This is a genomic window from Streptomyces sp. NPDC002690, from assembly GCF_053592415.1.
On the sequence record NZ_JBSFVR010000081.1, the window covers coordinates 1 to 25725 of the forward strand.

Here is a 25725-nt window from a genome sequence, read left to right on the forward strand (position 1 = left end):
CGGTGCTGCGCGGCGCGGCGGCGGGGGTGGCACCGGTGTGCCCCGCGGCCTTCGGGGAGGGGGTCGCGCTCATCGCCGCGCCGGCCGGGGTGGCCTTGTCGGCGGTGTCGTCGCCGCCGAAGGCGCCCACGGCGACCGCGGTGAGACCGAGCGCGACCACCACGGCGGTGCCGATCATCAGCAGCCGGCCGCTCGACCTGCCGCCGGACTCGCCGTCCGGCCGCACCCCGGTGACGAATGCCGACACGAAGCCGCTGCGGTCCTCCTGGGTCAGGCGGTCCGGCCCGCTCGCGGCGGACGCCGGGGAGGGGCTCGACCCGGCGGGCGGGGTCGCAGCCACCGAAGAGGGCTTGGCCGCCGAGGAGGAAGCCGCCGCCGGGTTGGACTTCGCCGCCGGGGAGGAAGCCGCCGCCGACTCGGACTTCGCCGCCGGGGAAGGGCCTGCATCCGGGGAGTTCGGCTGCTCGGGGGTCTCGGGGTCGGACAAGGAACTGCCTTCCTGGTGCGGGTCGCGCGAAAGTAGCCCGTACCCGACGGGCCGGGTAAGGACGTCCGGAAGAAGAAGATCCGAAGATCAGATGAGGAGACGATGAACATCGAACACCGCTCGCACAGGTGCGCGAGAAGTCCGGTTCAACTGTCTGGTGCACGCATATGCTGACCGCCGGTCTTGGTACATCACCGCTTGGGAACGCCGCCTGACGACGCGTCGGGGCGCACGGTTCCGCAGCGGTCCGCCGATGGAGGACGGCTGCGGCACCGCGACCGGCGCGGGTGGACACGGCGCGCGCCGGCCGGCGGACGGAGAGCGGAGCGACACACATGCGGATCGCCGTCATCGAACAGCGCAGCCTGGTGCGGCACGGCCTGGAGAGCGTCCTGTCGGGCATCGACGGGGCCGAACTCGTCCCGGCCCCCGACCACGCCGAAGGGTTCACCGACAGAGGACTCGGCGCCGACGTGATCCTCTACGGGCCGCCGCGCACCGGTACCGAGGAGTACGCGTCCGCCGCCGCGCCTCCCCCCGGCGTGCCCTGCCACCCGGCCTCGACCCGGGAGAGCGTCGGCCGACTCGCCGCGCACGGCCGGGTCCTGGTCGTCTGGGACGCGTACTCCACCCAGCCCCTGCTCCCGGTGGTCCGCGCGGGCGCGCTGGGATGCGTCACCGAACGCGTGGAGACCGACGAACTGCTGCGCGCGGTGAAGACGGTGCACGGCGGTGGGCTGCACGTATCGCCACCTCTCCTGTCCAGGCTCCAGGACGAACTCGCCTCGCCCGTACCGGAGGCGGAGCCCCGACCGCTGGCCCGGCGCGAGCTGGAGACCCTCCGGCTGCTGGTGGGCGGGCTCACCCACGGCCAGATCGGGCGCCGGCTCGGACTGACCGAGGCGACGGTCAGCACCTACGTGAAACGCATCCGGACCAAGCTGGACGTCGGCAACAAGGCCGACATGACGCGCCGGGCCATCGAACTGGGCCTGTTGACCGAGCCGTCCGGGACCGTGCCCGGTTCGCCCGCCGCCGCGCGGCCACGACCCACCGCCGGTGCCCTTGGCTGAGGGCCGCGCGCCAACCGAGGACCCGCGCCGCTCCCCCGTACGGCTCGAAGGCATCGTCGTCGTCCCGGCCGGATGGCGGTGCCGCCTCACAGGCGGTGGCCCAGCCCGGACAGCCGGCCGAAGACCCCGAAGGCGGCCACCGTCAGCGGGATGGCGAGCGCGCCGATCGCCGTACCGGCGCCCGCGAGCCAGGCCGGGCGGCCGGTACCGGCCGACTCCGGCCGCATCAGCCGCCGGAACCCGTACGCCACCAGCACGAAGGCCACCACCGCGACCGCCGCGACCCCGGCCGCCGGAGGCAGCCCGAGCCGTCCGGGAGCCGCCAGCAGCAGGACGAACGCGCCCACCGCCCCGGCGGCGCCCACCGGAACCACCTCGCTGACCGTGGCCGCCTGACCGGCCCGCAGCAGCAGCCCCAGCGCCAGCGTCGCGGCGATGGCGGGACCGTACGGGGAGTCCGCCGCCGCGAGCAGGGCCAGCGTGACGGCCAGGGTCAGCGACAGCAGCCCGGTCCACACCAGTAGCAGCCGCATGGCGACCCGTACGGCCGCCTCCAGCTCGACGCCCGAGGAGGGGAGTTCGCGTCCGGACCGCCGGTATCCGGTCGCCGCGGCCCGGGCGGCGGTGCCCGGCGCGAACAGCAGGAGCACGAAGGCCCACACGGCGACCAGGGCCGATCCCTGGTACCCGTCGACACCGGTCAGCGCCAGCACCACCACGGGGACCGCTCCGGCGAGAACCACCAGGAGAACACCGCAGGTGGCGGCGGACATCGCGGACCCGCAGGCCAGCGCCGCACCGATCAGCGCACCACAGGCGGCCCCGGCGACGGCGACACCGGAATCCACCTGGCCGCTCCCGGCCGTCAGCCCGTACCCCGCCACCCCGAGAGTGGGCACCGCGCACACGGCCAGTGCCGTCCGCACCCCGGCGGGCACCGCCCAGCGGCGTTCGAGCGCGATCCGGGCGAGCATCGGCAGCAACACCCCCGCCACCAGGGCCGCGCCGCCCAGCTCCGACCGGGAGAGCGCCTCCCCGGTGGCTCCGGTGCGAGGGCCGCCGTGCACGACGCGCGCGAGCAGCGTCCCGGCGACCAACCAGGCCAGACCGGACACCAGCAGGGTGACCGCCCGGGCCGGGGCGGTCCAACGGCGGTCGAGCAGCCGCTCGGACGCCTCGGTGACCTGCTCGGCCACGTCGCGTACCACCGGCTCGTCGTACTCACCGGCCAGCAGGTCGGCCAGGTGGAGCAGCTGCCCGTCCGTCACACCGGACTGGGCGAGGGAGCGGTCCGGCGCGAGCGGGGCGGCCTGCCCCGCACGCAACGTCCAGGCCGCGGGCATCAGTTCGTCGTCGCTCACGCCGCACAGCCCGGCGACCGAGTCGATCCAGTCGGTGATCGGGGCGCGGGCGGGGACGGCGAGATCCACCTGCCGGTGGTCGGCCACCACGGTGATCCGGCAGTGTTCGTCGGCCATGCTGGGGAGCCGGTTCCTCTCGGGTCGTGAAACTGCCTCCGCCCCGAACCCGGGGGAAGGCGTCGGCAACGGTCCGGACGGTGCTCGGGCCGTTGCCGACGGGCCGTCCGGTGACCGCACGCCGGACCGGCTCGCGGATCACCCGCGGCCGGGCGTGCCGGTCCTCCGGTTCAGCCGGTGGTGCGCCAGGTGGAAACGTTGGCCCACTCGGCTTCGGAGTAGTTCTGCCAGTTGACGTTCAGCGCCATGGAGATCCTGCCGAGCACCCCGTCCGGCCCGAAGAGGCCCTCCGCCGCGGTGTTCCACTCGCCTTGCAGGGTCTCGTAGTAGATCTTGGCCTCACCGGTCCAGGTGTCCGCGAGCGGCTGCAACTTCGTGATCAGCGCGGCCAGTTCCTCGGCGATGACCTCCGCGCGGGCGTTGATGTCCGCGCCCGCGCGCTCCAGGTCGCCGGCGACCAGGATCTTGCTGTCCTCGATACCCGCCACGGGGTCTCCGTCTTCTCGTCGGCCGCGCGGGTCAGCCCAGCCGGGCCGGGGGCAGTTCGTTCTCCATCTGCTGGAAGCTCTGGAGAGCCGCCGCCTCCGCGTCGTGATAGTTGATGTGGGTGTTGGTCAGGCCGTCGGCGATCTCGGTGAGCGCCTGGTGCAGCATCCGCGCGTACACGTCGTACTGGGCCATGTACGTCGTGAACGTCTCGTGGGCGATGCCCTGCCAGCTGCTCTCCAGGTTGACGATGTACGTCTTCAGGGAGTCGAGCTGCTGGCTGACCTCTTCGGCGGTGCCGCGGCAGGACGACGCGGCATCGGTCACCATCTGCAGAGTGACTGCGTAATCCTGCGTGGCCACGAGGCCGTCCTCCCGTCCGGGGCACGGAGCCGGCGACCGTGCCGGCTCCCGCCGGTCCGACGGGTCCGGCGCTCCGTCACCCTCCCAGCCCCCGCCCCCCACCGACAGTCCCCCGTTCGAGCCCCGGGGCCGTCACCCTTCGGGTGTCACCGGGACACGACGGAGACGCCCGGGGAGCGCTCCGCGGCGGTACGTGCCGGTGGCCGGGCTCCGGCGGCGGAGCCCGCCGGAGAGCGAACAAACCGCCCGCTCACGGACGAACCAATGCATTCGCCCCACGCATCTCTGAAGCCTCCGCGAGATGCACACAACTGCTGTTCACGGATCTGGACGACGTCCCATGTGAACATCCTGGCGAATTGCTAGTTTGATCGAAGGGCTGTCCCGTGATCCGTGGTGCACGGGTTCGCAGGCGCCGGATGCGACGCGCCGCACGGTGGGGAACATCCGCGTACCAGGTGGTGTGCGGAGGTTCCGACACCGCCGCGAGACGCGGTTCCGGGCGTCTCGCGACCCCCGCCATGACACGCCGGGCATCACCCAGAGCCGAGGCGCCCACCGGGCGCGACGGGACGGGGCACGACGGGGGAAGGGTTTTTCATGGCGTGGGACGAGTGGGAGCAGCTGAAGGCGGGCGCCGCCGACCGGCAGTCGACCGGAATGCGGTTGAACCAGTTGGACCCCGGGGACGGCAGCGGTTACGTGGGCCTGCCCGGGCAGACGGGTGACCTCAAGGTGGCTCAGGGCGACCTGGCGAAGATCGGCGGTCAGGCACATTCCCTCTACGACAACCTGTGGAGCAAGGCCAGGGTCGCCACTCCCAGCAGCGACACGGCCGCCGGCGATCTGAGCGGTCAGGGCTTCGCCCTGGGCGGCGGGCTCAAGCACGTGTCGAACCGGTGGGAAGAGCAGCTGAAGTCGCTCATGGACGCCTGCGCCCACATCTCCAACCACATGCAGGTCACCAAGAAGGTGCACACCGGGGACGAGAACTACATCCAGCGGCAGATGAGCAGCATCGACGCCCTGGACGCCGGGTTCGACGAGCGGGTCGGCGAACCGGGCAAGAAGAACCCGGCGTACGAACCGAAGAAGTAGCGGCGCGCGACCACAGACGTACAGGAGAAACGACACCTCATGGATCTCGACGCGCTCCGCTTCGCCAACTTCGCGACGCTCGACACGGCCGTCTCCGACTGGGACCAGCTCGTACGGCACCTGGCGGAGCTGAAGAAGCAGGCCGAGGACGGCCTGCACAAGGCCGCCAACTCGGCCGACTGGGCGGGTATGAACGCCACGGTCACCAAGGAGTTCATCGGCAAGACCGCCGGCGAGTTCGGCGATGCCCACACGCAGGCCACCACCATCCACAACATCCTCAGTGACACCCGGGACGAGCTGCGGCAGTTCAAGAAGGACCTTGAGGCCGCCATCACCCGCGGGCAGGCGAAGAACCTGACCGTCGTCAGCACCGACAAGGGCGGCTTCACCGTCACCATGAACATCCACCCGGACAGGGCGGCGATGGGCACCACCGTTCCGGAGCACACCGAGAGCGACGTCACCGCACTGCGCGACGAGGTGCAGGGGATACTCAACCGGGCTACCGAGAGCGACACCTCGGCGAGCACGGTGCTGAGCGCGATAGCCGACCAGGCCACGATGGGCTTCTCGGACGCCAGTTACAAGGATCGCGACTCCGCGGCGGACGCCGTCCAGGCCGCGGACGACCTCGCCAAGATCGCGGCGAAGAACCCCAAGGACCTCACGCCCGCAGAGTTCGACAAGATCAACGACGGTCTCGCGAAGTACAAGGACGACCCGCTGTTCGCCGAGCGGTTCGCCACCCGGCTCAAGCCGGAGCAGACCCTCAAGTTCTGGGCGGGCGTCACCGATCCCACCGTGAACCCTGAGTTGGTCCACGAGCGCGTCGACAAGCTCGACGACCTCCAGCGCAATCTCGGTCTGACGCTCGCCACCGCCACGCAGAGCGACTCCGCCGACATGACGACCTGGAAGGGCGACATGGTCCGGCTCGGCGAACAGCCCATCGGCCGGAACGGCGGCGGTCCCATGGGGTTCCAGGTCATGAGCAACCTGATGAGGACCGGCGACTACGACGACCAGTTCCTCAAGAGCTACGGCACCGCGCTCATGGAGACGGAACGCAAGCTCACCGGCAACGGAGAGCACCCCAACATGGCGTGGCAGAAGATGGGCTACGACCCCCTCCTCAACCGGATCGGCGAGGACAGCGGTTCCGACCCGCTGACCGGTTACCTCAAGGGCCTGTCCAACAGCCCGGACGCGGCGACCGACTTCTTCAACGAGGAGTACGTCTCCAAGGAGGACTCCCCCTTCGAGCGCGACACGGACGGCAACGGCAAGAACGGGAAGGTCCCGCTCTCCAACTTCCAGTACCTGTTCGAGGAGCGGGACTGGCCCCAGGAGAGCAACTTCCACGGCGACGAGGTCAACACCGGCCGCAACAACCTCGCCCTCGCCCTGGAGGCCGCCGCGACCGGTCACCCGGCGGGCGAACTGCCCACGGCGGACACCCCGGCGCACAACGACGGGCAGGCCAGGCTCTTCGAGTCGATCGTGGCTTCCGTCGCGGACGACAACGAGCGTCTCACGGGTCACAGTTACATGTCCGACAGCATCGGGCAGATCACCTCGGAGTACCTGCCGGACATCAACCGGGCCCTCACCGACGACGCGGACAAGGACACCGACAGGCTGTTCCCCGTCGCCGGCAGTTCGGCCACGCTCAACCATGGTGACGTGACCGCGCTGTTGGTTACGGTCGGTCAGAATCCCGAGGGTTACGCCGCCGTGGAGGTGGCCAACAAGGCGTACATGGCGAATCTCATGGACTACCACATGAACCCGGACCTTTCGGCCGACGCCCGCTACTCGAAGGACATGCAGTTCACCGTCGACCAGGTCGCCTTCGGGTCAGGCAATGTGTCCGGGGCACTGGCCATCGGCCGTCAGGAGGCCGTCGCCGGACCTGCCGCAGAAGCCGACGACGCCTTCGATCACTCCGTGGGGCAGTGGAAGAACGCCGTCTCCGGAGGCATCGGCACGGGTATCGGCGTCGGTACGTCGTTCATCGCCAGCCCGGTCGTCGGCGCGGTGGCCGGAGGTGCGGCCGGGACGGTGAGCAGCATGGTCCTCGAATCCCTCTTTCAGGACGCCGAAGGCCACGCCAAGGACAATGCCGGCCCGGCCATGGGCAAGTTGTGGGAAGGCGGCCTCGACAAGAACTCCGACTACACCGAGCAGGCTGTAGAAAGCGCCGCGAAGACGCACCATCGGGATGACTTGTTGGACGAAAGCGTCGACGAGAAGGCTCGCGCGTCGTCCCAACGCGGTTTCCGGGCCGCCGGCATAGATGCCATGGTCATGGCCCCACACTTGAGAACAGAAATCTGATTAACCGTCCGGGAAATGGCTGCGTCCGCCGAGTCGTCCCCTGTTCGAATCAAGAAAGGCTTCTCGCGTTGTCTGTCCGTGGAACTCTCCGGCGCCCCCACCGGCTCATCGGCCCGGTTCTCTCTCTGTCGGCCGCCGCCGTACTCGCCTCCAGCCTCTCGGCGTGCTCCGACGACGAGCCGGCCGCGAAAAACTACACCGTGCCCACCACACTGTGCGGAATCACCGTCGACCCCGCACAGGCGAAAGCAGCGCTGCCCGGAGGCGACTCTCTGTCGTCGGCGCTCTCGAAGCCTAACGGCGGGACGACCCGCTGCGACGTGTCCGTGGACGGCAAGGCAGCCCTGCGCCTCACCCAGGCATGGTGGGGAAGAGGGGAGACCGGAGTGACGGTCGCAGCGGCGTACTCCTACACGGACGGCGGAGCGAGGACGGACGACTACCGGTTCGTCTGGACCGGCAAAGCCGGTGTGGGCAAGACCTCTTCCTGCACGTCGTCGGAACACCCGGAGATGGACCTCTTCGCGATCATCCAGGTCCTGGACTCCGGCATCGACGACAAGACGGCCATGAAGAGCCTGATCACGAGCTACACCGCGGCGGTGGACAAGTCGGCCGCCTGCGAGTGACCCCCACCGCACCATATGCAGCGAGGCACACCACCGGGACGACCCGTCGAATGTGATCGGCCGTCCTGAGAACGGCCGCGCCCGATCACCTCTGTCCGCATCCAGAAGGGCCCCTCGCGTTGTCCGTCCGTGGAACTCTCCGCCGCCATCGATTCATCGGCCCGGCAGTCTCGCTGTCCGCCGCCGTCGTCCTCGCCTCCAGCCTCTCGGCATGCTCCGACGACGAGCCGGCCGCGAAGAACTACACCGTGCCCACCACACTGTGCGGGGTCGCGGTCGACTCCGCACAAGTGAAGACTCTGCTGCCCGGCGGGGATTCCCTCACCTCGGCGACCTCGAAGCCGAACGGCGGGACGACCCGCTGCGACCTGTCCGTGGACGGCAAGCCGGCCCTGCGCCTCGCCCAGGCGTGGTGGGGTCGCCTGGACACCGGGGCGACGGTCGCGGCGGCGTACTCCGGCACGAAAGGCGGGGAGACGACGGGCGACTACCGGTACGTCTGGACCAGCAAGGCCGGTGTGGGCAAAACCGCTTCGTGTACGTCGCCGGAGCACCCGGAGATGCGCCTCTTCGCGATCATTCAAGTCCTCGACTCCGGCGCCGGCGACAAGACGGCCATGAAGAGCCTGATCAACAGCTACACCGAGACGGTGAACCGGTCGGAGGACTGTGAGTAACCCACGGCGCACCGTATTGCCACGAAGGCGCACCCCCGGGACGGCCTGTCGCATGTGATCGACCGTCCGAGAACGGCCGCGCCCGATCACCCCTGCACACATCCAGAAAGGCCAATCGCGTTGTTTGTCCACGGAACCCTCCGGCGCCACCGGTTCATCGGCCCGGCCGTTTCCCTGTCCGCAGCCGCCGTCCTCGCCTCCACCCTGTCGGCATGTTCCGACGACGAACCGGCCGCGAAGAACTACACCGTGCCCACCCCCCTGTGCGGCATCACTGTCGACCCCGCGCAGGTGAAAGCAGCGTTACCCGGCGGGGAATCCGTCACCTCGGCGATCTCGAAGCCGAACGGCGGGACGACCCGCTGCGTCGTGTCCGTGGACGGCAGGGTGGCCCTGCGTCTCACCCAGGCGTGGTGGGGAAGAGGGGAGACCGGAACGACGGTCGCGGAGGCGTACGCCTACACGGACGACGGGGAGACCACGGACGACTACCGGTACGTCTGGACCGGTAAAGCCGGTGTGGGCAAGACCGCTTCGTGCACATCGTCGGAACACCCGGATTTGGACCTCTTCGCGATCATCCAGGTCCTGGACACCGGCATCGACGACAAGACAGCCATGAAGAACCTGATCACCAGCTACACCGCGGCGGTGGACAAGTCGGCCGCCTGCGAGTGACCCGCGCACCGTAAGGACTCCCCCGCGCGGGGCCCGTTCACCGTGCGGGGTGGACCAGTCCGCCCTCGTAGGCGGCGATGACCAGGTGCGCCCTGTCCCGCGCTCCCAGTTTCACCATGGCCCGGTTCACGTGGGTTTTCGCGGTGAGGACGGTGATGCCGAGGTGATCCGCGATCTCGTCGTTGGACAGGCCGGTGGCCGCCAGCACCACCACCTCGCGCTCGCGTCCGGTCAGGCTCTCCAGCGTCGGCGCGATGGTGCGCGGCGGAGGGGTACGGGCGAGGAAGCGCTGGATCAGCGAGCGGGTGGCGACGGGCGAGAGCAGCGCGTCACCCGCGGCGACCGTCCTGATCGCGTCGATCAGCTCCTGGGGGTGGATGCCCTTGCCGACGAATCCGCTCGCCCCCGCCCGCAGCGCCTCCGCCACGTGCTCGTCGGTCTCGAACGTGGTCAGGATGAGCACTTTCACCCCGGGCAGATCCTTGTCGGCGGTGATGATCCTGGTGGCTTCGATCCCGTCGAGGCCGGGCATGCGGATGTCCATCAGCACCACGTCCGTCGGCAGGCGCCGGACCTGGTCCACGGCCTCCGTCCCGTCGCACGCCTCGCCGACGACCTCGATGCCCGGGGTGGCCTCCAACAGGATGCGGAAGGTCCCTCTCAGGAGCGCCTGGTCGTCGGCGAGAATTACCCGGATACTCATCCGCCCTCCCGGGGGCCGTCCTGCGCAGGGGTGTCCTGCGCAGGGCCGTCCTGCGCAGGGGTGTTCGAGGTGAGGGGCAGGAGCGCGCGGACCCGGAACCCGCCTGCCGTTCGCGGCCCGTGGTGCAGGGTTCCGCCCGTCGCGCGTACGCGTTCCGTGAGGCTGATCAGCCCCAGGCCTGTGCCGGGGCCGGGGCCCGGTCCGGTGCCGCCGTCGTCGGTGACGGAGACCTCCAAGCGGGCCGGGTGGTGGGCCGGGTGAACGGCGACGACCACGGACACCCGGGCGTCGGCGACGTGTTTGCGCGCGTTGGTCATCGCCTCCTGGACCACCCGGTAGGCGGCCAGGTCGGTCAGCGGCGGAAGGGGGGTCGGCGGCGTGTCGTACCGGGCTTCCACGCGCAGGCCCGCGTGGCGGAACGAGTCCAGCAGCGCGGGTAGGTCACGCAACCCCGGTGCGGGGGCGAGGGGCTGGTCGGGCTCGTCCGTCTGGCGCAACAGGCCCACGGTGGCGCGCAGTTCGTCGAGTGCCGCTCGGCTGGTGTCGCGGATCTGCCCGAGGGCCTCGTAGGCGCGCTCGGCGTCCTGGCGGACCAGGTGGTGGGCCACTCCGGCCTGCGCGTTGACCAGGGTGAGGTGGTGGGTGACGACGTCGTGCAGTTCCCGGGCGAGGCGCATCCGTTCGGCCACGACCTGCCGGTGCGCTTCGTCCTCCCTGGTCGCCTCGGCGTGCTCCGCGCGTTCCCGGTAGGAGGCGAGCAGTTCGCGCCGGCTGCGTACCGCGTCCCCGACCGCCGTGGGCAGTTGGGTCCAGGCGAGAAGGGCGAGGTTGGACTCCACGGCCGAGAGCTGTGGGCGTACGACGAACGCGGCGGCGGTCATCGCGACGCCCACCGCCGCGCTGGTGCGCACGGCGGTGCGGCGGTCGGTCCGGGCCGCGAGCAGGAAGAGTGCGGCGACCGCCGGTGCGGGCGGGGGCGGCATGTCGGGGACGAGGGCGAGGAGCAGCACGCTGGTCGCCGCCGTGGCCCACACCGTCGCGCGCGGCCACCGATGGGCGCCCAGCACCAGCAGGCTGCAGAGTGCGGATACCGCTCCGGCCGGGCGGAGGGCGGCCTGCCCCTGCTGCGACGTCAGCATCATGACCGGTCCGGTGATGAGTACGCAGCAGACCGCGGCCACGGCGTCCACGGCGAACGGGTGCCGGGCCGGACGGTCGGCGAGGTTCCTCACCGCCGATCGGATGCCTGTGACGGGTGCCCGGTGCGTTCTCATGTCTCCCGGGCGGCTGCGGGGGCCGGGTTCTCCTCCTCCCACAGCGGGTGGTGTGCCCGGGCCCAGTCCCGTGGGACCTCCCCGGTGCGCAGCCCGCGGCGGGCCTGCGCGTCACGGACGGCCATCCGAATGTGGCCGAGGATCAGGGCGGCGACGAGAAGGGCCAGCCAGTCGTGGACGAAGGTCGCTCCGGTGCGCCACAGGAGGGGTGCGAGGCCGGTGAACCACATGAGGAGCCCGGTACCGATCATGACGAGCAGGGCTCCGGCGAGGACGTTCGCGTACAGCTTCTGCCCGGCGTTGAACTTTCCTGCCGTACGGGGCCGCTTGCGCAGGCCCGCCCGCACCCACCCGCGGTCGTGCGGGCCGAACCGGTTGAGGCGGCTCAGGTCGGCGCGGAACGCGCGCGAGACCAGGCCCGCCAGGAGCGGTACGGGCATGGCGATGCCCGCCCACTGGTGCACGGTCACCAGCAGCCGCCGCCGTCCGACGAGTTCGGCCAGCGTCGGCAGGTAGAGGAGGGCTGCGGTGACGAGTGCGGTTCCCACCAGTGCGGCCGTGCACCGGTGGATCCAGCGTTCGGCGGTGGTGAACCGCCGTATCAGGTCCGGTCGTTCAGCTGGTGGGTTCATCGTCCCGTCCGTTCGACTCGCCGACCCAGCCGTCCACGTCGTAGCCGTACCGCTCCCAGTAACCGGGCTGGACGCGGTCGGTGACGGTGATGCCGGACAGCCACTTGGCCGACTTGTAGAAGTACATCGGGGCGGCGTACAGGCGCACCGGCCCGCCGTGGGCGGCGGTCAGCGGCTCGTCCCGCATCCGGTAGGAGACCAGCATGTCGTCGCGGCGCGCCTGGTCCAGGGTGAGGCTCTCGGTGTAGACCCCGTCGAAGCAGGTGAACCGCACCGCGCTCGCTTCCGGCCGCACTCCGCAGACGTCGAGCAGGTGGGAGAGCGTGACCCCGGTGAAGGCCGTCTTGGGCACGCGCCAACCGGTGACGCACTGCACGTCCCGCACCAGGCGGGTGCTCGGCATGGCCGTCAGTTCGGCCAGCGTGTACGAGGCGGGGCGGTCCACCAGGCCGTCCACGGTCAGCCGGTAGTCGTCGGCGGAGCGGTGCGGCACCTTGTCGGCGACGGAGTAGAAGCGGAAGCCGCCGGCGCCGGGCAACACCGAGAAGAGACCGGTGGGGTCCTTGCTCGCCACCGAGGCGAGCGTGTTGTCGAGCCCGCGCTGAATGGTCGCGCCCCCGGCCACGCCCAGGGCGCCGAGCCCCAGAGCGCCGAGGATGATCCGCCGTCCGACGGGCCGCTCCTCGCCCTTTCCCCGGGCCGGTCCGCCCGCGCCGCCCCCGGTCATCGGCTGCCGGCCCGCAGCTTCCGGAGACCGCTGACCAGGAGCGTCAGCCCGGCGACGGCCACGACCAGACCGATGACCAGCCACTGCGATTCGCCGGACATCACCTTACTGTTGTCGATGGCGCCGGAGCCCTGGAGCGACCACACCACACCCACGATGAGCAGGACCGTTCCGACCAGTGGCCGTACCCACTTCTTCATCCGCCGCTCCCTTTCCGTCCGCACGCGTCCCGGACGCGTGCCGTCGTGTCCCCCGACGTCTGCCGTCCGGCAGGAACAGTCTCCCCGCGAACCGTCCTCCGGCGGTCATCCCCAGGGACGGAGTCGGGCTACCACCGCCACGGTGGACGCCCGCCCGCGTACCACGCCCGTGGTACACGGCAGAGGGTACGGGCCGCCCGGCCGGCACGGCTGCGGCGGCGGACCGGACGGGGGCGGGTGCGGGCGGCGGGCCCGCGAAACGCCTGGCGCACCGGGCCTACGGGACCGGGTAACGTCGTAGGCATGTTCTTCCAGAATCTGATGTACGAGTGAGAGCGTGACGGGCCCCCGCTGACGTCCCTCGACGCGCCGCGCCCGTCCCCCACCGATGCATCCGTAGATCACTTCACGTCATTCCGGGAGAACCCGCATGAGCAAGAACATCAACAACCCCGTGGGCATGGGCGGCGGCCAGCGCAAGCGGCAGTCCCGCACCGAGCGCCAGAACAACGGTCCGCACCGCAACCTCGACCGCCAGGGCGCCGCCGACCAGAAGGCGGAGCTGGTGCGCAAGATGCGCGAGAAGGCAGCCGCGGCCGAGGGCGCCACGCAGGCGGACGACGACACCGCCCGGAGGGCGAGGGAGATCCGGGAGTGGTGGATGGCCTCGGAGTCGTACTCCTTGAGGTCGAGCGCGATGGCGGCGATCGTGGTGACCGTGCCGGCGAGGCCGACGAGGGTGGTGGCCCCGGTGAGCGGGACGGTCTCGGCGGCGAGGTCGAGGGCCGCGTCGATGTCGGCGCGGATCGCGTCGATCCGGGCCTCGGTCGGCGGGTCGATCTTCGCGCCGTCCTGGACGAGGTGGCGCTCCGTCATGCGGACGCAGCCGATGTCGACCGAGCGGGCCGCGCGGACCGTGTCGTCGCCGAGGACGAACTCGGTGGAGCCACCGCCGATGTCGACCACGAGGTACGGGGCGGCGAAGCCGTGGCCGCTGTTGCCGTGGAGTTCCTTGGTGGCGCCGTCGAAGGAGAGCTGGGCCTCCTGGTCGCCGGTGATCACCTCGGGTTCGACGCCGAGGATCTCGTGGACGCCCCGGACGAAGTCGGCGCTGTTCTCGGCGTCGCGGGAGGCGGAAGTGGCGACGAAGCGGATCTTCTGGGCGCCGAGCTCCTCGATGGCCCCGGCGTACTCGCGGCAGGCGGCGAACGTACGCTCCAGCGCTTCGGGCGCGAGGCGGCCGGTGCGGTCGACGCCCTGGCCGAGGCGGACGATCCGCATCCGGCGGTCCAGCTCGGTGAAGCCACCGGTGGCGGGGTCGATGTCGGCGACGAGCAGCCGGATGGAGTTGGTGCCGCAGTCGATGGCCGCCACCCGGGTCGTGGTCACGCGGTCTCTCCGGCCGTCTTCTCGGGCGTGCAGGGCGTGACGCAGGGGCCCTTGGCCCACCACTCGGGCAGCATGGCGATGGCCTCGTCGCCGAGCGGGTTCACGCCGGGTCCGGCGGCCAGCGAGTGGCCGACGAGGACGTGCAGGCACTTCACCCGGTCCGGCATGCCGCCGGCGCTCGGGAAGCCCTCCAGGACCTCGATGGCGTCGCGGCGCGCGAGGTAGTCCTCGTGGGCCGCGCGGTAGGAGGCGGCGAGCTCCGGGTCGGTGCCCAGGCGCTCGGTCATCTCCTTCATGACGCCGTTCGCCTCCAGCGTGCCGATCGCGGACGCGGCGCGCGGGCACGTCAGGTAGAACGTCGTCGGGAACGGCGTGCCGTCCTCCAGACGGGGCTGGGTCTCCACCACGTCCGGGTTGCCGCAGGGGCAGCGGTGCGCGATGGCGCGCAGCCCGCGCGGCGGCCGTCCGAGCTGCTGCTCGAACGCGGCGATGTCCGCGTCGGTGGGCGGAGTGGATTCGGTCTGCGGAGGGGCGGTGTCCATGCCTGCCTTGGTTCTGCTCGAAGGTGCTGCTCTTGAGTGCGGTGCGATCCGATTGCGGTGCGATCCGATTGCGGTGCGGTGCGGTGCGATCCGATCGCGCTGCGGTGCGGTGCGCCGGAACGCGTTTCTGCTCGGACCAGTGTGCCTGGCCGGGCGGGGGCGTGGCTCAGTCGCCGTCGGAGTCGCTGCCGGAGCCGTCCGCGCTGTCCACGCCGTCCCAGAGGTTGGAGTGCCAGGGCCGGCCGCTGGCGCCGGGTTCGCCCCGGCTGTCGTCCGCCGCGTCGGGATCGACCACGGTGTAGCCGGTCTCGCCGGGGAGGACGTAGTGGAGGTGTTCGCGGGCGAGGCGGCGGATGTACGCGTCGTCCTGGAGGCGGGCCTTCTCGTCCCGCAGCTCCTCGGCGCGCTTCCCGGCGTCCTGGAGGGTCCGCTCCTGGTCGGCGATCTCCTCGCGCTGGGAGACGTACTGGCGCATCGGGTACGCCAACGCCACGATCAGGGTGCAGACGATCAGCGCCAGGAACGCGGCGCGGCCGGTGAGCCGGGACCGGTGGGCCTGGCGGCGGTTCTGGGAGCGGTAGACGCGGGCCGCCGTCTGCTCGCCGAGCAGCCGCAGCCTGGTCGCGGTGGAGAACCGGTCGCGGTCCTTCACGGCCATGTTCATGCCTCCCCGTCACGCACGTCCGTCCCCGCACACGGTACGGGACCGAGTGCGGGGACGGACGGAGGCTGGTGGAGCGGGCCCTCGCGGGCCGCGGATCAGCCCTTGAAGCGGGGGAACGCCGAGCGGCCGGCGTACACCGCGGCGTCGTCGAGGATCTCCTCGATGCGCAGCAGCTGGTTGTACTTGGCGACGCGGTCCGAGCGGGCCGGGGCGCCGGTCTTGATCTGACCGCAGTTCACGGCGACGGCGAGGTCGGCGATGGTGACGTCCTCGGTCTCACCGGAACGGTGGGACATCATGCACTTGAAGCCGTTGCGCTGCGCGAGCTCGACGGCGTCCAGGGTCTCGGTCAGCGAGCCGATCTGGTTGACCTTGACGAGCAGGGCGTTGGCCGAGCCCTCCTCGATGCCACGGGCGAGGCGCTCGGGGTTGGTGACGAAGAGGTCGTCGCCGACGATCTGCACCTTGGTGCCGAGCTTGTCGGTGATGACCTTCCAGCCGGCCCAGTCGTCCTCGTACAGCGGGTCCTCGATGGAGACCAGCGGGTACGCGGAGACGAGCTCCTCGTAGTACTCGGTCATCTCGGCGGCCGAGCGGGACTTGCCCTCGAACTCGTACTTGCCGTCCTTGTAGAACTCGGACGCGGCGACGTCGAGCGCGAGCGCGATGTCGCGGCCGGGGACGAAACCGGCCTCCTTGATGGCCTCGACGATGAGGTCGAGGGCGGCGCGGTTGGACTCCAGGTTCGGGGCGAAGCCGCCCTCGTCGCCGAGACCGGTGGAGAGGCCCTTGGTCTTCAGGACCTTCTTCAGCGTGTGGTACGTCTCGGCACCCCAGCGAAGGGCCTCGGAGAAGGACTCCGCGCCGATCGGGGCGATCATGAACTCCTGGATGTCGACGTTGGAGTCGGCGTGCGACCCACCGTTCAGGATGTTCATCATCGGAACGGGCAGCAGGTGCGCGTTCGGGCCGCCGAGGTAGCGGAAGAGCGGGAGATCGGCGGCCTCGGAGGCGGCGTGGGCCACGGCGAGCGAGACGCCGAGGATGGCGTTGGCGCCGAGCGAGCCCTTGTTCTCCGTGGCGTCCAGGTCGCACATCGCCTGGTCGATCAGGCGCTGCTCGGTGGCGTCGTAGCCGACGAGCTCCGGGCCGATCTGCTCGATGACGGCGAGGACGGCCTTCTCCACGCCCTTGCCGAGGTAACGCTTGGGGTCGCCGTCGCGAAGCTCGACGGCCTCGAACGCGCCGGTGGAGGCGCCGGACGGAACGGCAGCACGGCCCGTGCTGCCGTCGTCGAGACCAACTTCGACCTCGACCGTGGGGTTACCCCGCGAGTCGAGGATTTCCCGGGCTACGACGACGTCGATGGACGGCACGAGCATCTCCTTCTGGGATGTGACGCTGACTGTGCGGGGCTCTTGAGCCTTGCGACTAGAGCCTAACCGGACACAGGACATCGGCCAGCCGACCGTCCGTCCAGTGACACGGCGAGCCTACACATTGTTTCCGTACGGAACATAACGTCCGGCCATACGGAGGTCGGCAGTCCGCGGTACGGCCGGGGTGGCGGCCCGCCCTCTCTCCTCTTCTTCACCTGTACGCCGCTCACGGGACGTACGCGCGCACCCGGCCCGGAAAGGGCCCTGGCCCGGCGCGCGGGGGGAGTGCGCGCCGGGCCAGGGAGTGGGAAAGGGGTGCCGCCGGACACCCCGCTTCCGGGGAGGAGTGGTTCGTGACTACTTCAGGTGGAGCTGCTGACCCGGGAAGATGAGGTCGGCGTCCTCGACGATGTCGTGGTTCAGCTTGAACAGCTTCTGCCAGCCGCCCTTGACGCCCTGCTTCTCGGCGATGGTGCTGAGGGTGTCGCCGGTGACGACCTTGTACTCGCCGTCGCCCTTCTCCACCTTGTCGCCGGTCGGCGTGGTGACGGTCTCGGACTTCGCGGCGGGGCGCTCCTCGCTGCGGGAGGCGGTCTGCGAGTCGGTGGAGCGGTCCGGCGTCGCCGTGGAGGCGCTGTCGTCGGTCGCGGTCGAGCCGGTGCTCGCGGAGGAGCCCGTGTCGACGCCCGGGTCCACACCGTCGTTGGTGAGGTTGCCGGCGCCGGCGCAGGACCAGGCGCCCGGGCCCTGCAGGTCGAGCAGCACCTCGGCGGTGGCGATCTGCTGCTCCTTGGTCGCCAGGTCGGCGCGGGGGGCGTACTTCGTACCGCCGGCGGCGGCCCAGCTGGACTGCGAGAACTGCAGACCGCCGTAGTAGCCGTTGCCGGTGTTGATGGACCAGTTGCCACCGGACTCGCACTGGGCGACGGCGTCCCAGGTGGCGACGGAGGCGGCGGAAGCGTTGGTGGCGCCCATCAGCGGGAGGGCGATGGCGGCACCGGCGACGCCGGCGAGCGTGGCCACACGGACGGCCTTGGACGAGCGGCGGTGCTTACCGTTGCTGGACAGCAGCATGGAACGTCTCCTCACCGACGCCTACGAGGTGAGCTGTCGGGTTCGGGCCAATGAGTGCCCGGCCACACGTCCTTGCGTGTGGCTTAACCCCTAGCCGGTCCCGGCCTCCCGTCGTTTCCGACGGGCCGTCCGATACCGGCGGCTTACCTGGGTCCCCCGCTCCTGCCTACGGCGCTTTACGCGTCTGTTCCCTTCGACCGACGGCAGGATTCGGCGTGACGGTCGACGGGGCCCGCGGTGCGAGCGGTTCTGACCGTAAACAGAGGCAACCCCCACATTCAATGATGGACATATCAGACAATCAGACCTTACTGGCCACGCCTGAATAACCGTTTCCGCAGGTCAAAGCGGACATTCGCGAACCCCCGCGACCGCGACACGCCGGAACAGCGAAGAGACCCATGTCTCACTTTCGCAAAAGTGGACATAGGCCCCTTAACTACCCCTCTTTTTGGGGCGTTTTCCCGAATTGGATCAGTTGGCGGGAGCAGTCTCCGCCGTGTCGGGAGTGGTCTCCGGCGTGTCGGAAGCGGTGCCGGACGCGGTGTCCGTCGCGGCCGGAGCGGAGTCGGTCGCCGCAGGGGCGGCGGCCGTGCTCAGGTCGAGCTCCTGGCCGGGCAGGATCAGGTCGGGGTTCGATCCGATCACGCTCTCGTTGGCCTGGTAGAGCTCGGTCCAGCCGTCGGAGAGGTGCTGCGCGTCGGCGATCGCCCAGAGGTTGTCGCCGGACTGGACCGTGTACGTCCCGTCCGTCGCGAGGGCCGTGTCGTCGCGCGCGTCGCTGTCCCCGCGCGAGGCGTGCCGGCCGGTGTCGCGCGAGGCGTCGGCTGCGGCCTCGTCCGGGTCGGGCGTCCCGCGGTGCTTGCCGCCCGTCGCGGTGTCACCGGTCGCCGCGTCCGTCGCCCCGCTCTTCGCGCCGCTCTTGCCGGGCGTGGTGGCGCCCGGGGTGGCCGAGCCGGAGGGCGCGGGGGTCGCGGAGGCGTCGGGGCTCGGCGTGGCGCTGCTCCCGGTGGTGCCGTCGGAGTCCGAGGCACCGGTCGAGCCCGAGGTGTCGGTCGGGTCCGTGGTGCCGGTGGAGACGGGTGCGCCGTCCGCGTCCGGGATCGTGCCGGCCGAGGCGCCCGCGTCCGTGGCGGACGTGGAGCCGGGGTCGACGCCGATGAGGCTGCCCGCGGGCGCCAGCCCGGAGATCACCGCGCACCCGGGCCACGCCTGCGGGCCCTTGGCGTCGAGCACCTTCTCCGCCACGGCTATCTGCTGGGTGCGGCTGGCGAGGTCCGCGCGCTGCGCGTAGTCCGTACCGCCGTAGGCGGACCAGGTCTCCTGGGAGAACTGCAGTCCGCCGTAGTAACCGTTGCCGAAGTCCGCGCTCCAGGTGCCGCCGCTCTCGCATTCGGCGACCTTGTCCCAGGTGTTCGCGTCCGCCGCGCCGGCGCTGCCTGCGGCGAGGAGCGGAATCGCGAGGGCGGAGCCTGTCACGCCGGCTGCGACGACGATGGCGGGTGCCTGGCGAGGGCGGCGGTGTCTGCCGTTCGCGGAGCCCATGGGAGTGCCTTCCGTGTGACTGACGGGTGAACTGATGCGTCGAACCGTGAACCTAGCGGGACTCGAACGTGTGTCACAAGTCGATGCCTCGCAGATCACGTGAACATCACAGTGTTGACGGAGCGTCACTTTCACCGAGCGCCGGTCCCGGTGTGAACTCCACCGGAAGGGTGCGCAGTCCACGCATGATGAGCCCTCCACGCCACCGCAAATCGGCCGTTTCTCCCGCAAGACGCAGGTCAGGAAGACGCCTCAACAAGGTGGCGAGAGCGGTCCTTCCTTCCAGCCGGGCGAGCGGCGCACCCACGCAGTAGTGGATGCCGTGGCCGTAGCCGAGGTGCTGATTGTCACGCCGGGCGAGGTCGAGCGTGTCGGGGTCCTCGAAGCGCGCGGGGTCGCGGTCGGCCGCCGCGAGCACCACGAGCACGGGATCGCCGGCCGCGATCTCCTCGCCGCCGAGGGTCAGCGGTTCGGTGGCGTACCGCCAGGTGGCCAGCTCCACCGGGCCGTCGAAGCGGAGCAGCTCCTCGATGCCGGTGGCGAGCAGCTCCTCCTCCCCCGCCGCGAGGGACGCTTCGAGGCGGGCGCGCTCCTCGGGGTGGTGGAGCAGGGAGTGGGTGCCGTTGCCGATGAGGTTGACGGTCGTCTCGAAGCCGGCGAACAGCAGGATGAAGGCCATCGCGGCGGCCTCGTTCTCCGTGAGGTGCTCGCCGTGGTCGCTGGTGCGGATGAGTTCGGAGATCAGGTCGTCGCCCGGATTCTCCCGCTTGCGGTGGATCAGTTCCGCGAGGTAGGCGCGCATCCGCTTCACCGAGCGCGCCACTCCGCCGCGCGGCCCGCCGCCGTGGCGGATCATCATGCCCGCCCAGTCCCGGAAGTCGTCCTGGTCCTCCTCGGGCACTCCGAGCAGGTCGCAGATGGCGTAGATGGGGAGCGGGAACGCGAACTCGTGGATGAGGTCGGCCTTGCCCTCGGTCACGAACCGGTCGATGAGCCGGTCCGTCAGTTGTTGCACGCGGGGCGCGAACTCCGCGACCCGGCGCGGGGTGAACGCCTTGGACACGAGCCGGCGCAACCGGGTGTGGTCGGGCGGATCGATGTTGAGCAGATGGGTCATCAGCTCGGCCTTGCGCTCCCCCGGAATCCCCGTCTTCCCCTTGGCGTGCGCCGACCCGGCGTGGTGGACCGGGTTCTTGGAGAGCCGGTTGTCGGCGAGGGCGTGGCGGGCGTCGGCGTACCGGGTGACCAGCCAGGCTTCGACCCCACTGGGCAGCGTGGTGCGGTGCACCGGGCTGTGCTCGCGGAGCCAGGCGTACGCCGGGTACGGGTCGGTCGCGAACTCCCAGGTGAAGAGTTCGGGGGCGGCGGGCGCGCGGTGCGCGGGACAGCCTGCGGGGGCGTCGGGGACGGGGCCGGGTTCTGCGGGGCTGTCGTCCACCGGCCGGTCACTCATCGTCGGTGTCCGGGGCGTCGGTGTCCGGGGCGTCGGTGCCCGGGGCGTCGGTGCCCGGGGCGTCCGCGCCCTCCGCCGCGAGGATCGCGTCGCGGTAGGCGCGGGCCGCCGCGCGCAGGGCGGCCTCCGGGTCGACGCCCTCGGCCTCGGCGCGGACGGCGAGGGCGAGGAGTTCGTGGCCGAGGGTGTCGCCGGCGGGCGGGGCGACCTCCAGGCCGGCGCCGCGGACCCGGCTGCCGAGCTTCGCGGCGAGGGCGAGGGCGGGCTGACCGAGCGGGATGCCCTCGGTGACCGAGTCGCGTCGCTTCTCGACCGCCTTGGTGCGCAGCCAGTGCGCGCGGACGTCCTCCGGAGTCTTCGCGGTCGCGTCACCGAAGATGTGCGGGTGGCGGCGGATCAGCTTCTCCACCAGCGTGCCCGCCACGTCGTCGACGGAGAAGGGGGAGTCCTCGTCCTCCTCGGCGATCCGGGCGTGGAAGACGACCTGGAGCAGGACGTCCCCGAGTTCCTCGCGGAGTTCGTCGCGGTCGCCGTCCTCGATCGCCTCGACCAGCTCGTACGTCTCCTCGATGGCGTACTTGGCGAGCCCCCGGTGCGTCATCGTCGAGGTCCACGGGCACTCGCGGCGGACCACGTCCATGACCTGGACGAGGTCGAGGAGGCGGGCGCCCGGCAGATCGTACGAGCCGGGGAGCAGCTCCAGGTCCGGCATCCGTACCCGGCCGGAGCCGCCGAGGCGGGCGAGTCCGTCGGTGAGCCGCTGATCGCCCTCGCCACCGACCAGCACCACCACGGTCCGGTCGCCGGCGCAGGCGTCGACGAGTTCCTCGGCGGTCGGCTCGGTGTGCTCGACGGTGACGCCCGCCTCGCGCAGGTACGGGAGCTGCACGTGGTCGGGCGCGCCGCACAGGACGCGGTCGGCGGTGCGCAACGTCTGCCAGGCGGGCCAGGACAGCAGTCCCGGGGCGACTCGGTGGCTGGCGGTGAGGAGGACGACCCGGCCGGGTGCTTCAGCGTTCACCCGTCGAACCTACCCCGGCGGCATGTCAGCCCGCCGGGGCGGTGTCCGTCTGCCCGGAGCCGTCCTGGCCGCTGCCGTCGCCTCCGGCGCCGTCCCCTCCGGACGTCGCGTCGTCGGCGCCGGTGGCCTTGGCGAGCCAGGGGGACTCGTAGGTACCGAGGCGGATCTGCTGGTCGTCCCAGGCTCCGTAGCGCGGGTTGACGTCGATGTGCAGCGACTTCGACGCCTTGGTGAGCGCCTCGGTCACCTTCTGGGTGCCCTCCTGGGTCTGGAGGTCCGCGCCGAGCGAGGCCGCCAGCTTCGGCAGCTGGACCTCCTGGCGGAGGTCGCCGTCGATCTGCTCCGGGGAGATCCAACGCTCCTGGAGCAGGGTCGCTGCCAGCTCGTCCTCGCCGCCGTACTGGGCGACGGCCGCCTGGCGCACCTGCTGGAGCTCCTTGCGGCTGACGGTCACCCCGGCGTCCTCGGCCGCCTTGTCGAGGACCTGTCCGAAGATCAGCCGGTGCAGGGCGGCGCGCGGGAGCTGTCCGGACCCCTTCACCAGCTGGGCGGCCTGCGGCGAGTTCTGCTGCGCGCCGCGCACCTCGGCGACGTCCGCCTGGAGGGTGGATACCTCGATCCGCTGCCCTCCGACGATCGCGGCGGCGCCGGGGTGGGCCTCGCTCCCGCAGGCGGTGAGGACGGGTGCGGAGAGGAGGAGTGCGGCGGAGAGGGTGAGCGCGGTGCGACGACGGCGGTGCAAAGGAGCCTCCCGATGAGAGTTTGTGCATCGGTGCACAAAGCCTTGCGGTGATCGATGTTAGGCAGTGGTGGCCATGGGGGCCACTGGTTCGACCAACGATTCGGGAGGAGTTGGGGATGTGGTGCCGTCGGGGGTGTCCGCCCGGGCCGTGCTGGGCGCCGGCCTCAGCCGCCGCGCACGTCCCGCTGGTGCGTCAGCTGACGGCGGAGTTCGGCGGGGAGCGGGTGGTGCGGGCCGTAGGAGCGCTCGGTGTCGTACAGCAGGGCCTGGAGTTGGGCCCGGCCGGCGGTGTGGTCGCCGACGGCGACCAGCAGCAGCCCGATGCGGTGGCGGATGTCGAAGGACCGGCCGGGGTCGGTGGCGACGGCTCCGTAGGCGTTCTCGTAGTAGGGGAGGACCGCGCGGTACTCGTTGAGCGCGGCGGCCGTCTCGCCCAGCTGCTCCAGGCACTGGGCGGCGTCGTAGCGGTACTGGAGTGTCTGCGGGTCGCCGGGGCCGGCTTCGGCGGCGCGGTCGTCGGCGAGGCGCCGCAGTTCGGGCAGGGCGCGACGGTACTGGCCGTCGTCCATCAGCGTCGCCGCGTACTGCTTGCGCAGGATACGGACGACGGGTGAGCGCTCGCCGTGCTCGGCGGCGGCGGTCGGCAGGATTCCGCCGAGGATGTCCACGGCCTGGGTGATCCGGCCCTCGCCGAGGAGCTGCTTGACCTGGTCGACGGCGTGCGCCACGTCCGCCCGGCCGGACGCGGGGCGCTCGGCGGGTACGGGCGGCGGGCCGAAGCCGGTGGCGGGCGCGGGAGCGGGGGCGGTCGCCCGGTCGGGCCAGGGGGCGTGCGGGCGGAGGAACGGGCGGGTCGGGTCGAGCGGTCCGCCGGGCGTCCCGTACGTCGGCAGCAGCGGGGCGAGAGCCTCGTACACCTCCTGGGCGGAGCCGGGACGGGCCTGCGGGTCCTTGGCGAGCAGCCGCAGGACGAGGGCCTCCAGCTGCTCGGGCACGTCGGCCCGCAGATGACGGACCGGCAGCGGGGGTTCGTAGAGGTGGCGGTGGAGCACCCCGAGGGCGGTGGACCCGGAGAACGGCACGTCCCCGCTGAGCAGCTCGTGCAGCAGCACGCCGAGGGCGTACAGGTCGGTGTACGGGCCGACCGCGCCGCCCATCGCCTGCTCGGGCGCCATGTACGCCGGGGAGCCGATCGGCGAGCCGGTGTGGGTGAGCCGGGTGGTGTCGGTGTCCAGTACGGAGGCGACACCGAGGTCGAGCACGGTGACGGTGCCGTCGGGGCGGACCATGACGTTCCGGGGCTTGAGGTCCCGGTGGACGATCGGCACCGCGTGCACGGCGCTGAGCACCGCGCAGAGCTGGGCGGCGACGGCGACGGCCCAGGGCCACGGGTAGGGGTCGTGCTCGGCGAGGTGGTCGGCTAGGTCGGAGCCCTCGACGTGACTCATGACGAGGAAAAGGTCGTCGCCGTCGCCCCCGGCGTCGTGGACGGTGACCAGTCCGGGGTGGTCGACCTGCGCGGTCACCCGGCACTCCCGGGCGAACCTGCGGCGCATCTCCTCGGCTTCCTCCCGGCCACCGGGCACGCCCATCCGGTCGGGGCGCAGCAGCTTCACCGCGACCCGGCGGTCGAGCCGCTGGTCGTACGCCGTCCAGACCTGGCCCATGCCTCCCTGGCCGAGGATCGCGGCGAGTGCGTACCGTCCGGCGACGACGCGTCCGCTCACCGGCCCTCGCCCTCCTTGCGCAGGTAGTCGCTCAGCTCGTCCAGCTCGGCGCGGACCTGGTCGAGCCGCTGGGGCGGGCCGGGGCGGCGCGGGGGCGGGGTCGGCCGCTGCTGTTGCAGCGGCTGGTGCGGCTGCGGCGGGACGGCTCCGTAGGGCGGGGTGGGGCCCTGCGGGTGGGGGGTGACGGGCGGTGCGCCGTAGACGGGGGGTTGCGGGACGGCCGGCGGGTAGCCGTACCCCTGGGCGGGGTTGGCGACCGGGTAGCCGACCGCCGGCCGCGCACCGGCGGCCCGGGGGCCGTTCGGGCCGTTCGGGCCGAAGTGACGGATGTCCTGGTGGAGGTAGTACCAGGGGACTCCGCCGAAGGTGACGAGAATCCAGAGGAGCACGACGACCGCTTGGCCGTCCGTCAGCTCCGCGTCCTCGTCGCTCGGGACGGTTCCCAGGAAGGCGCAGAACCCCACGACGAGCGCGATCGACACCACGAACAGGACCCAGTCGCGCGGGCGCCGGGTGACGATCGCCAGCCGCAGCATCGCCGCCCAGGCCAGCAAGCCGCAACTCAGCACGGTCAGTGCCACGAAGACCACGCGCAGGGCCGTCAGCGTCGCCGAGGACGGGCGCGCCGGGGGAAGCTCCGGCGGATAGCCGTAGCCGTGCATGTGCCGCTCCCGGGAGGCGATGGGCGGATGTGTGGTGCGAGCGTATACACCCACGCGGGCAGCCGTTCCCCGGTTGTGCACAACGGACGTGACTCAGCTCACTGAAGGGGAGACCGTCCCGTCCGTGAGTCCGTCGTACATGCCCTGCACCAGCAGTCCGCCGAGGCGGCCCGCCGTGCGCAGCGCTTCCTCGAAGGCGGCTAGGGCGCGGAACTGCTCACCGTACCTGCGCTGTTCGTCCAGCGGGAGCCTGGGCAGCCGGATACGGCGGGCGTCGAGCCGCGAGGAGGTGGAGGCGTGGCTGCTGGCACGGCGGTTGTTGGCGGTGCCGCGCAGGAAGCCGGCGAGGAACCACGGGTCGAGGACGGCCGGATCGGGGCGCAGCAGCTGGAGGTTGCGGCCGAGCACGGCACCGGCGGTCGCCTCGTCCACGACCCGGACGACCGAGCCGCCGCCGAGCACGGGGACGACGACGTCGCCGGTACGGAGCACGACCGGGTCCTCCGCGGGGCCGGTGGGTGCGCCGCTGGGCGGGGTACTGCCGAGGACGTCGTGCTCGGTGAGAACGGGGCCGGGCCCTCCGCCGGCCCGTAGTCGCGGAGTACCCGGTCCGCCGACACGTCAGTGGACGAGGGGCAGGAAGACCGTGTCGACGATCTCTTCGAGCACGTCGTCGGGCACC

Annotated in this window: 24 protein-coding genes, 4 pseudogenes and 1 riboswitch; of the genes and pseudogenes, 7 read left to right on the forward strand and 21 right to left on the reverse strand. The window is 71.3% G+C overall.

The features are described from left to right. Nucleotides 1-487, reverse strand: a pseudogene (locus tag ACWD3D_RS13320) (hypothetical protein); the annotation flags it as partial. Between the two features lie 335 nt (nucleotides 488-822). Between ACWD3D_RS13320 and ACWD3D_RS13325 the strand changes: the two are divergent. Then, nucleotides 823-1560 (forward strand): response regulator transcription factor, encoded by a 738-nt coding sequence (locus tag ACWD3D_RS13325; RefSeq protein WP_451461008.1) that lies wholly within the window; start codon nucleotides 823-825, stop codon nucleotides 1558-1560. A gap of 86 nt (nucleotides 1561-1646) precedes the next feature. Here ACWD3D_RS13325 and ACWD3D_RS13330 read toward each other — a convergent pair whose 3' ends face one another. From ACWD3D_RS13330 to ACWD3D_RS13340, 3 genes are all read right to left on the reverse strand, one after another. Then, complete coding sequence (locus ACWD3D_RS13330; protein WP_451461009.1) at nucleotides 1647-3038, reverse strand: EsaB/YukD family protein; 1392 nt, start codon at nucleotides 3036-3038, stop codon at nucleotides 1647-1649. A gap of 170 nt (nucleotides 3039-3208) precedes the next feature. Further along, nucleotides 3209-3526 (reverse strand): WXG100 family type VII secretion target, encoded by a 318-nt coding sequence (locus tag ACWD3D_RS13335; protein ID WP_451461010.1) that lies wholly within the window; start codon nucleotides 3524-3526, stop codon nucleotides 3209-3211. A 31-nt stretch (nucleotides 3527-3557) separates the two neighbouring features. Further along, nucleotides 3558-3887 (reverse strand): WXG100 family type VII secretion target, encoded by a 330-nt coding sequence (locus ACWD3D_RS13340; RefSeq protein WP_451461011.1) that lies wholly within the window; start codon nucleotides 3885-3887, stop codon nucleotides 3558-3560. A gap of 600 nt (nucleotides 3888-4487) precedes the next feature. On the opposite strand from ACWD3D_RS13340, the gene ACWD3D_RS13345 reads away from it, so the two are divergent. The 5 genes from ACWD3D_RS13345 to ACWD3D_RS13365 all read left to right on the forward strand — a co-directional run bounded on the left by ACWD3D_RS13345 (nucleotide 4488) and on the right by ACWD3D_RS13365 (nucleotide 9309). Beyond that, a complete protein-coding gene (locus ACWD3D_RS13345; protein ID WP_451461012.1) occupies nucleotides 4488-4985 on the forward strand; it encodes a hypothetical protein in 498 nt (165 codons plus the stop codon). Between the two features lie 39 nt (nucleotides 4986-5024). Beyond that, nucleotides 5025-7325, forward strand: coding sequence for a hypothetical protein (locus ACWD3D_RS13350; protein WP_451461013.1), 2301 nt, complete (start codon nucleotides 5025-5027; stop codon nucleotides 7323-7325). 200 nt (nucleotides 7326-7525) lie between these two features. Continuing rightward, nucleotides 7526-7954, forward strand: a complete 429-nt coding sequence (locus tag ACWD3D_RS13355) for a hypothetical protein (RefSeq protein WP_451461014.1) — start codon at nucleotides 7526-7528, stop codon at nucleotides 7952-7954. A gap of 119 nt (nucleotides 7955-8073) precedes the next feature. After that, nucleotides 8074-8631, forward strand: a complete 558-nt coding sequence (locus ACWD3D_RS13360; RefSeq protein ID WP_451461015.1) for a hypothetical protein — start codon at nucleotides 8074-8076, stop codon at nucleotides 8629-8631. A 120-nt stretch (nucleotides 8632-8751) separates the two neighbouring features. After that, nucleotides 8752-9309 (forward strand): hypothetical protein, encoded by a 558-nt coding sequence (locus ACWD3D_RS13365; protein ID WP_451461016.1) that lies wholly within the window; start codon nucleotides 8752-8754, stop codon nucleotides 9307-9309. A 37-nt stretch (nucleotides 9310-9346) separates the two neighbouring features. Here the strand turns inward: ACWD3D_RS13365 and ACWD3D_RS13370 are convergent, their stop codons facing one another. From ACWD3D_RS13370 to ACWD3D_RS13390, 5 genes are read right to left on the reverse strand one after another with little or no spacing between them, the layout of a single operon-like run. Further along, nucleotides 9347-10012 (reverse strand): response regulator transcription factor, encoded by a 666-nt coding sequence (locus ACWD3D_RS13370; protein WP_451461017.1) that lies wholly within the window; start codon nucleotides 10010-10012, stop codon nucleotides 9347-9349. After that, nucleotides 10009-11286 carry a sensor histidine kinase gene (locus ACWD3D_RS13375; protein WP_451461018.1) on the reverse strand — a complete coding sequence of 426 codons (1278 nt, stop codon included), beginning with the start codon at nucleotides 11284-11286 and terminating at the stop codon, nucleotides 10009-10011. Before ACWD3D_RS13375 ends, ACWD3D_RS13370 begins: the two co-directional genes overlap by 4 nt. Continuing rightward, entirely contained in the window at nucleotides 11283-11918 is a 636-nt protein-coding gene (locus ACWD3D_RS13380; protein WP_451461019.1) for a cytochrome b/b6 domain-containing protein, read from the reverse strand. Before ACWD3D_RS13380 ends, ACWD3D_RS13375 begins: the two co-directional genes overlap by 4 nt. Continuing rightward, nucleotides 11902-12645 (reverse strand): molybdopterin-dependent oxidoreductase, encoded by a 744-nt coding sequence (locus ACWD3D_RS13385; RefSeq protein WP_451461020.1) that lies wholly within the window; start codon nucleotides 12643-12645, stop codon nucleotides 11902-11904. Before ACWD3D_RS13385 ends, ACWD3D_RS13380 begins: the two co-directional genes overlap by 17 nt. Further along, nucleotides 12642-12845, reverse strand: coding sequence for a hypothetical protein (locus tag ACWD3D_RS13390; protein ID WP_451461021.1), 204 nt, complete (start codon nucleotides 12843-12845; stop codon nucleotides 12642-12644). The genes ACWD3D_RS13385 and ACWD3D_RS13390 overlap by 4 nt, the downstream gene beginning before the upstream one ends. A 460-nt stretch (nucleotides 12846-13305) precedes the next feature. Between ACWD3D_RS13390 and ACWD3D_RS13395 the strand changes: the two are divergent. Further along, nucleotides 13306-13410, forward strand: a pseudogene (locus ACWD3D_RS13395) (DUF6243 family protein); the annotation flags it as partial. A gap of 74 nt (nucleotides 13411-13484) precedes the next feature. Here the strand turns inward: ACWD3D_RS13395 and ACWD3D_RS13400 are convergent. From ACWD3D_RS13400 to ACWD3D_RS13455, 12 genes and pseudogenes are all read right to left on the reverse strand, one after another. Continuing rightward, a pseudogene (locus ACWD3D_RS13400) lies at nucleotides 13485-14234 on the reverse strand (Ppx/GppA phosphatase family protein); the annotation flags it as partial. Continuing rightward, a complete protein-coding gene (locus tag ACWD3D_RS13405) occupies nucleotides 14231-14776 on the reverse strand; it encodes a DUF501 domain-containing protein (RefSeq protein ID WP_451461022.1) in 546 nt (181 codons plus the stop codon). The gene ACWD3D_RS13405 and the pseudogene ACWD3D_RS13400, both read right to left, overlap by 4 nt. 166 nt (nucleotides 14777-14942) lie before the next feature. After that, nucleotides 14943-15434 carry an FtsB family cell division protein gene (locus ACWD3D_RS13410; protein ID WP_451461028.1) on the reverse strand — a complete coding sequence of 164 codons (492 nt, stop codon included), beginning with the start codon at nucleotides 15432-15434 and terminating at the stop codon, nucleotides 14943-14945. A 101-nt stretch (nucleotides 15435-15535) separates the two neighbouring features. Continuing rightward, nucleotides 15536-16822 (reverse strand): phosphopyruvate hydratase, encoded by a 1287-nt coding sequence (gene eno / locus ACWD3D_RS13415; protein WP_266708104.1) that lies wholly within the window; start codon nucleotides 16820-16822, stop codon nucleotides 15536-15538. A gap of 354 nt (nucleotides 16823-17176) precedes the next feature. Next, nucleotides 17177-17893 carry a transglycosylase family protein gene (locus tag ACWD3D_RS13420; protein WP_451461023.1) on the reverse strand — a complete coding sequence of 239 codons (717 nt, stop codon included), beginning with the start codon at nucleotides 17891-17893 and terminating at the stop codon, nucleotides 17177-17179. A gap of 3 nt (nucleotides 17894-17896) precedes the next feature. Then, a riboswitch (cyclic di-AMP (ydaO/yuaA leader) is annotated at nucleotides 17897-18077 on the reverse strand. Between the two features lie 290 nt (nucleotides 18078-18367). Next, nucleotides 18368-19438 carry a transglycosylase family protein gene (locus ACWD3D_RS13425; RefSeq protein WP_451461024.1) on the reverse strand — a complete coding sequence of 357 codons (1071 nt, stop codon included), beginning with the start codon at nucleotides 19436-19438 and terminating at the stop codon, nucleotides 18368-18370. 106 nt (nucleotides 19439-19544) lie between these two features. Further along, entirely contained in the window at nucleotides 19545-20876 is a 1332-nt protein-coding gene (locus ACWD3D_RS13430) for a cytochrome P450 family protein (protein WP_451461029.1), read from the reverse strand. Between the two features lie 7 nt (nucleotides 20877-20883). Then, the gene (locus ACWD3D_RS13435) at nucleotides 20884-21912 is read right to left on the reverse strand and encodes a nucleoside triphosphate pyrophosphohydrolase (RefSeq protein ID WP_451461025.1); all 1029 of its coding nucleotides are present in this window, start codon (nucleotides 21910-21912) and stop codon (nucleotides 20884-20886) included. A 25-nt stretch (nucleotides 21913-21937) separates the two neighbouring features. Further along, on the reverse strand, nucleotides 21938-22654 hold the full coding sequence (locus ACWD3D_RS13440) for a SurA N-terminal domain-containing protein (RefSeq protein ID WP_451461026.1): 717 nt from the start codon (nucleotides 22652-22654) through the stop codon (nucleotides 21938-21940). Nucleotides 22655-22818: 164 nt separating this feature from the next. Continuing rightward, a complete protein-coding gene (locus ACWD3D_RS13445) occupies nucleotides 22819-24381 on the reverse strand; it encodes a serine/threonine-protein kinase (protein WP_451461027.1) in 1563 nt (520 codons plus the stop codon). After that, nucleotides 24378-25043: a hypothetical protein gene (locus ACWD3D_RS13450; RefSeq protein WP_451461030.1), complete on the reverse strand. Its 666-nt coding sequence runs from the start codon at nucleotides 25041-25043 to the stop codon at nucleotides 24378-24380. Before ACWD3D_RS13450 ends, ACWD3D_RS13445 begins: the two co-directional genes overlap by 4 nt. A 93-nt stretch (nucleotides 25044-25136) precedes the next feature. Then, a pseudogene (locus tag ACWD3D_RS13455) lies at nucleotides 25137-25637 on the reverse strand (SAM-dependent methyltransferase); the annotation flags it as partial. Between the last annotated feature and the right edge of the window lie 88 nt (nucleotides 25638-25725).

Coding starts and splice junctions, on each gene's coding strand:
- ACWD3D_RS13325 (WP_451461008.1), top strand. CDS start 823: ATGCGGATCGCCGTCATCGAACAGCGCAGCCTGGTGCGGCACGGCCTG.
- ACWD3D_RS13330 (WP_451461009.1), bottom strand. CDS start 3,038: ATGGCCGACGAACACTGCCGGATCACCGTGGTGGCCGACCACCGGCAG.
- ACWD3D_RS13345 (WP_451461012.1), top strand. CDS start 4,488: ATGGCGTGGGACGAGTGGGAGCAGCTGAAGGCGGGCGCCGCCGACCGG.
- ACWD3D_RS13350 (WP_451461013.1), top strand. CDS start 5,025: ATGGATCTCGACGCGCTCCGCTTCGCCAACTTCGCGACGCTCGACACG.
- ACWD3D_RS13370 (WP_451461017.1), bottom strand. CDS start 10,012: ATGAGTATCCGGGTAATTCTCGCCGACGACCAGGCGCTCCTGAGAGGG.
- ACWD3D_RS13375 (WP_451461018.1), bottom strand. CDS start 11,286: ATGAGAACGCACCGGGCACCCGTCACAGGCATCCGATCGGCGGTGAGG.
- ACWD3D_RS13380 (WP_451461019.1), bottom strand. CDS start 11,918: ATGAACCCACCAGCTGAACGACCGGACCTGATACGGCGGTTCACCACC.
- ACWD3D_RS13385 (WP_451461020.1), bottom strand. CDS start 12,645: ATGACCGGGGGCGGCGCGGGCGGACCGGCCCGGGGAAAGGGCGAGGAG.
- ACWD3D_RS13390 (WP_451461021.1), bottom strand. CDS start 12,845: ATGAAGAAGTGGGTACGGCCACTGGTCGGAACGGTCCTGCTCATCGTG.
- ACWD3D_RS13405 (WP_451461022.1), bottom strand. CDS start 14,776: ATGGACACCGCCCCTCCGCAGACCGAATCCACTCCGCCCACCGACGCG.
- ACWD3D_RS13410 (WP_451461028.1), bottom strand. CDS start 15,434: ATGGCCGTGAAGGACCGCGACCGGTTCTCCACCGCGACCAGGCTGCGG.
- eno (WP_266708104.1), bottom strand. CDS start 16,822: ATGCTCGTGCCGTCCATCGACGTCGTCGTAGCCCGGGAAATCCTCGAC.
- ACWD3D_RS13420 (WP_451461023.1), bottom strand. CDS start 17,893: ATGCTGCTGTCCAGCAACGGTAAGCACCGCCGCTCGTCCAAGGCCGTC.
- ACWD3D_RS13425 (WP_451461024.1), bottom strand. CDS start 19,438: ATGGGCTCCGCGAACGGCAGACACCGCCGCCCTCGCCAGGCACCCGCC.
- ACWD3D_RS13450 (WP_451461030.1), bottom strand. CDS start 25,043: ATGCACGGCTACGGCTATCCGCCGGAGCTTCCCCCGGCGCGCCCGTCC.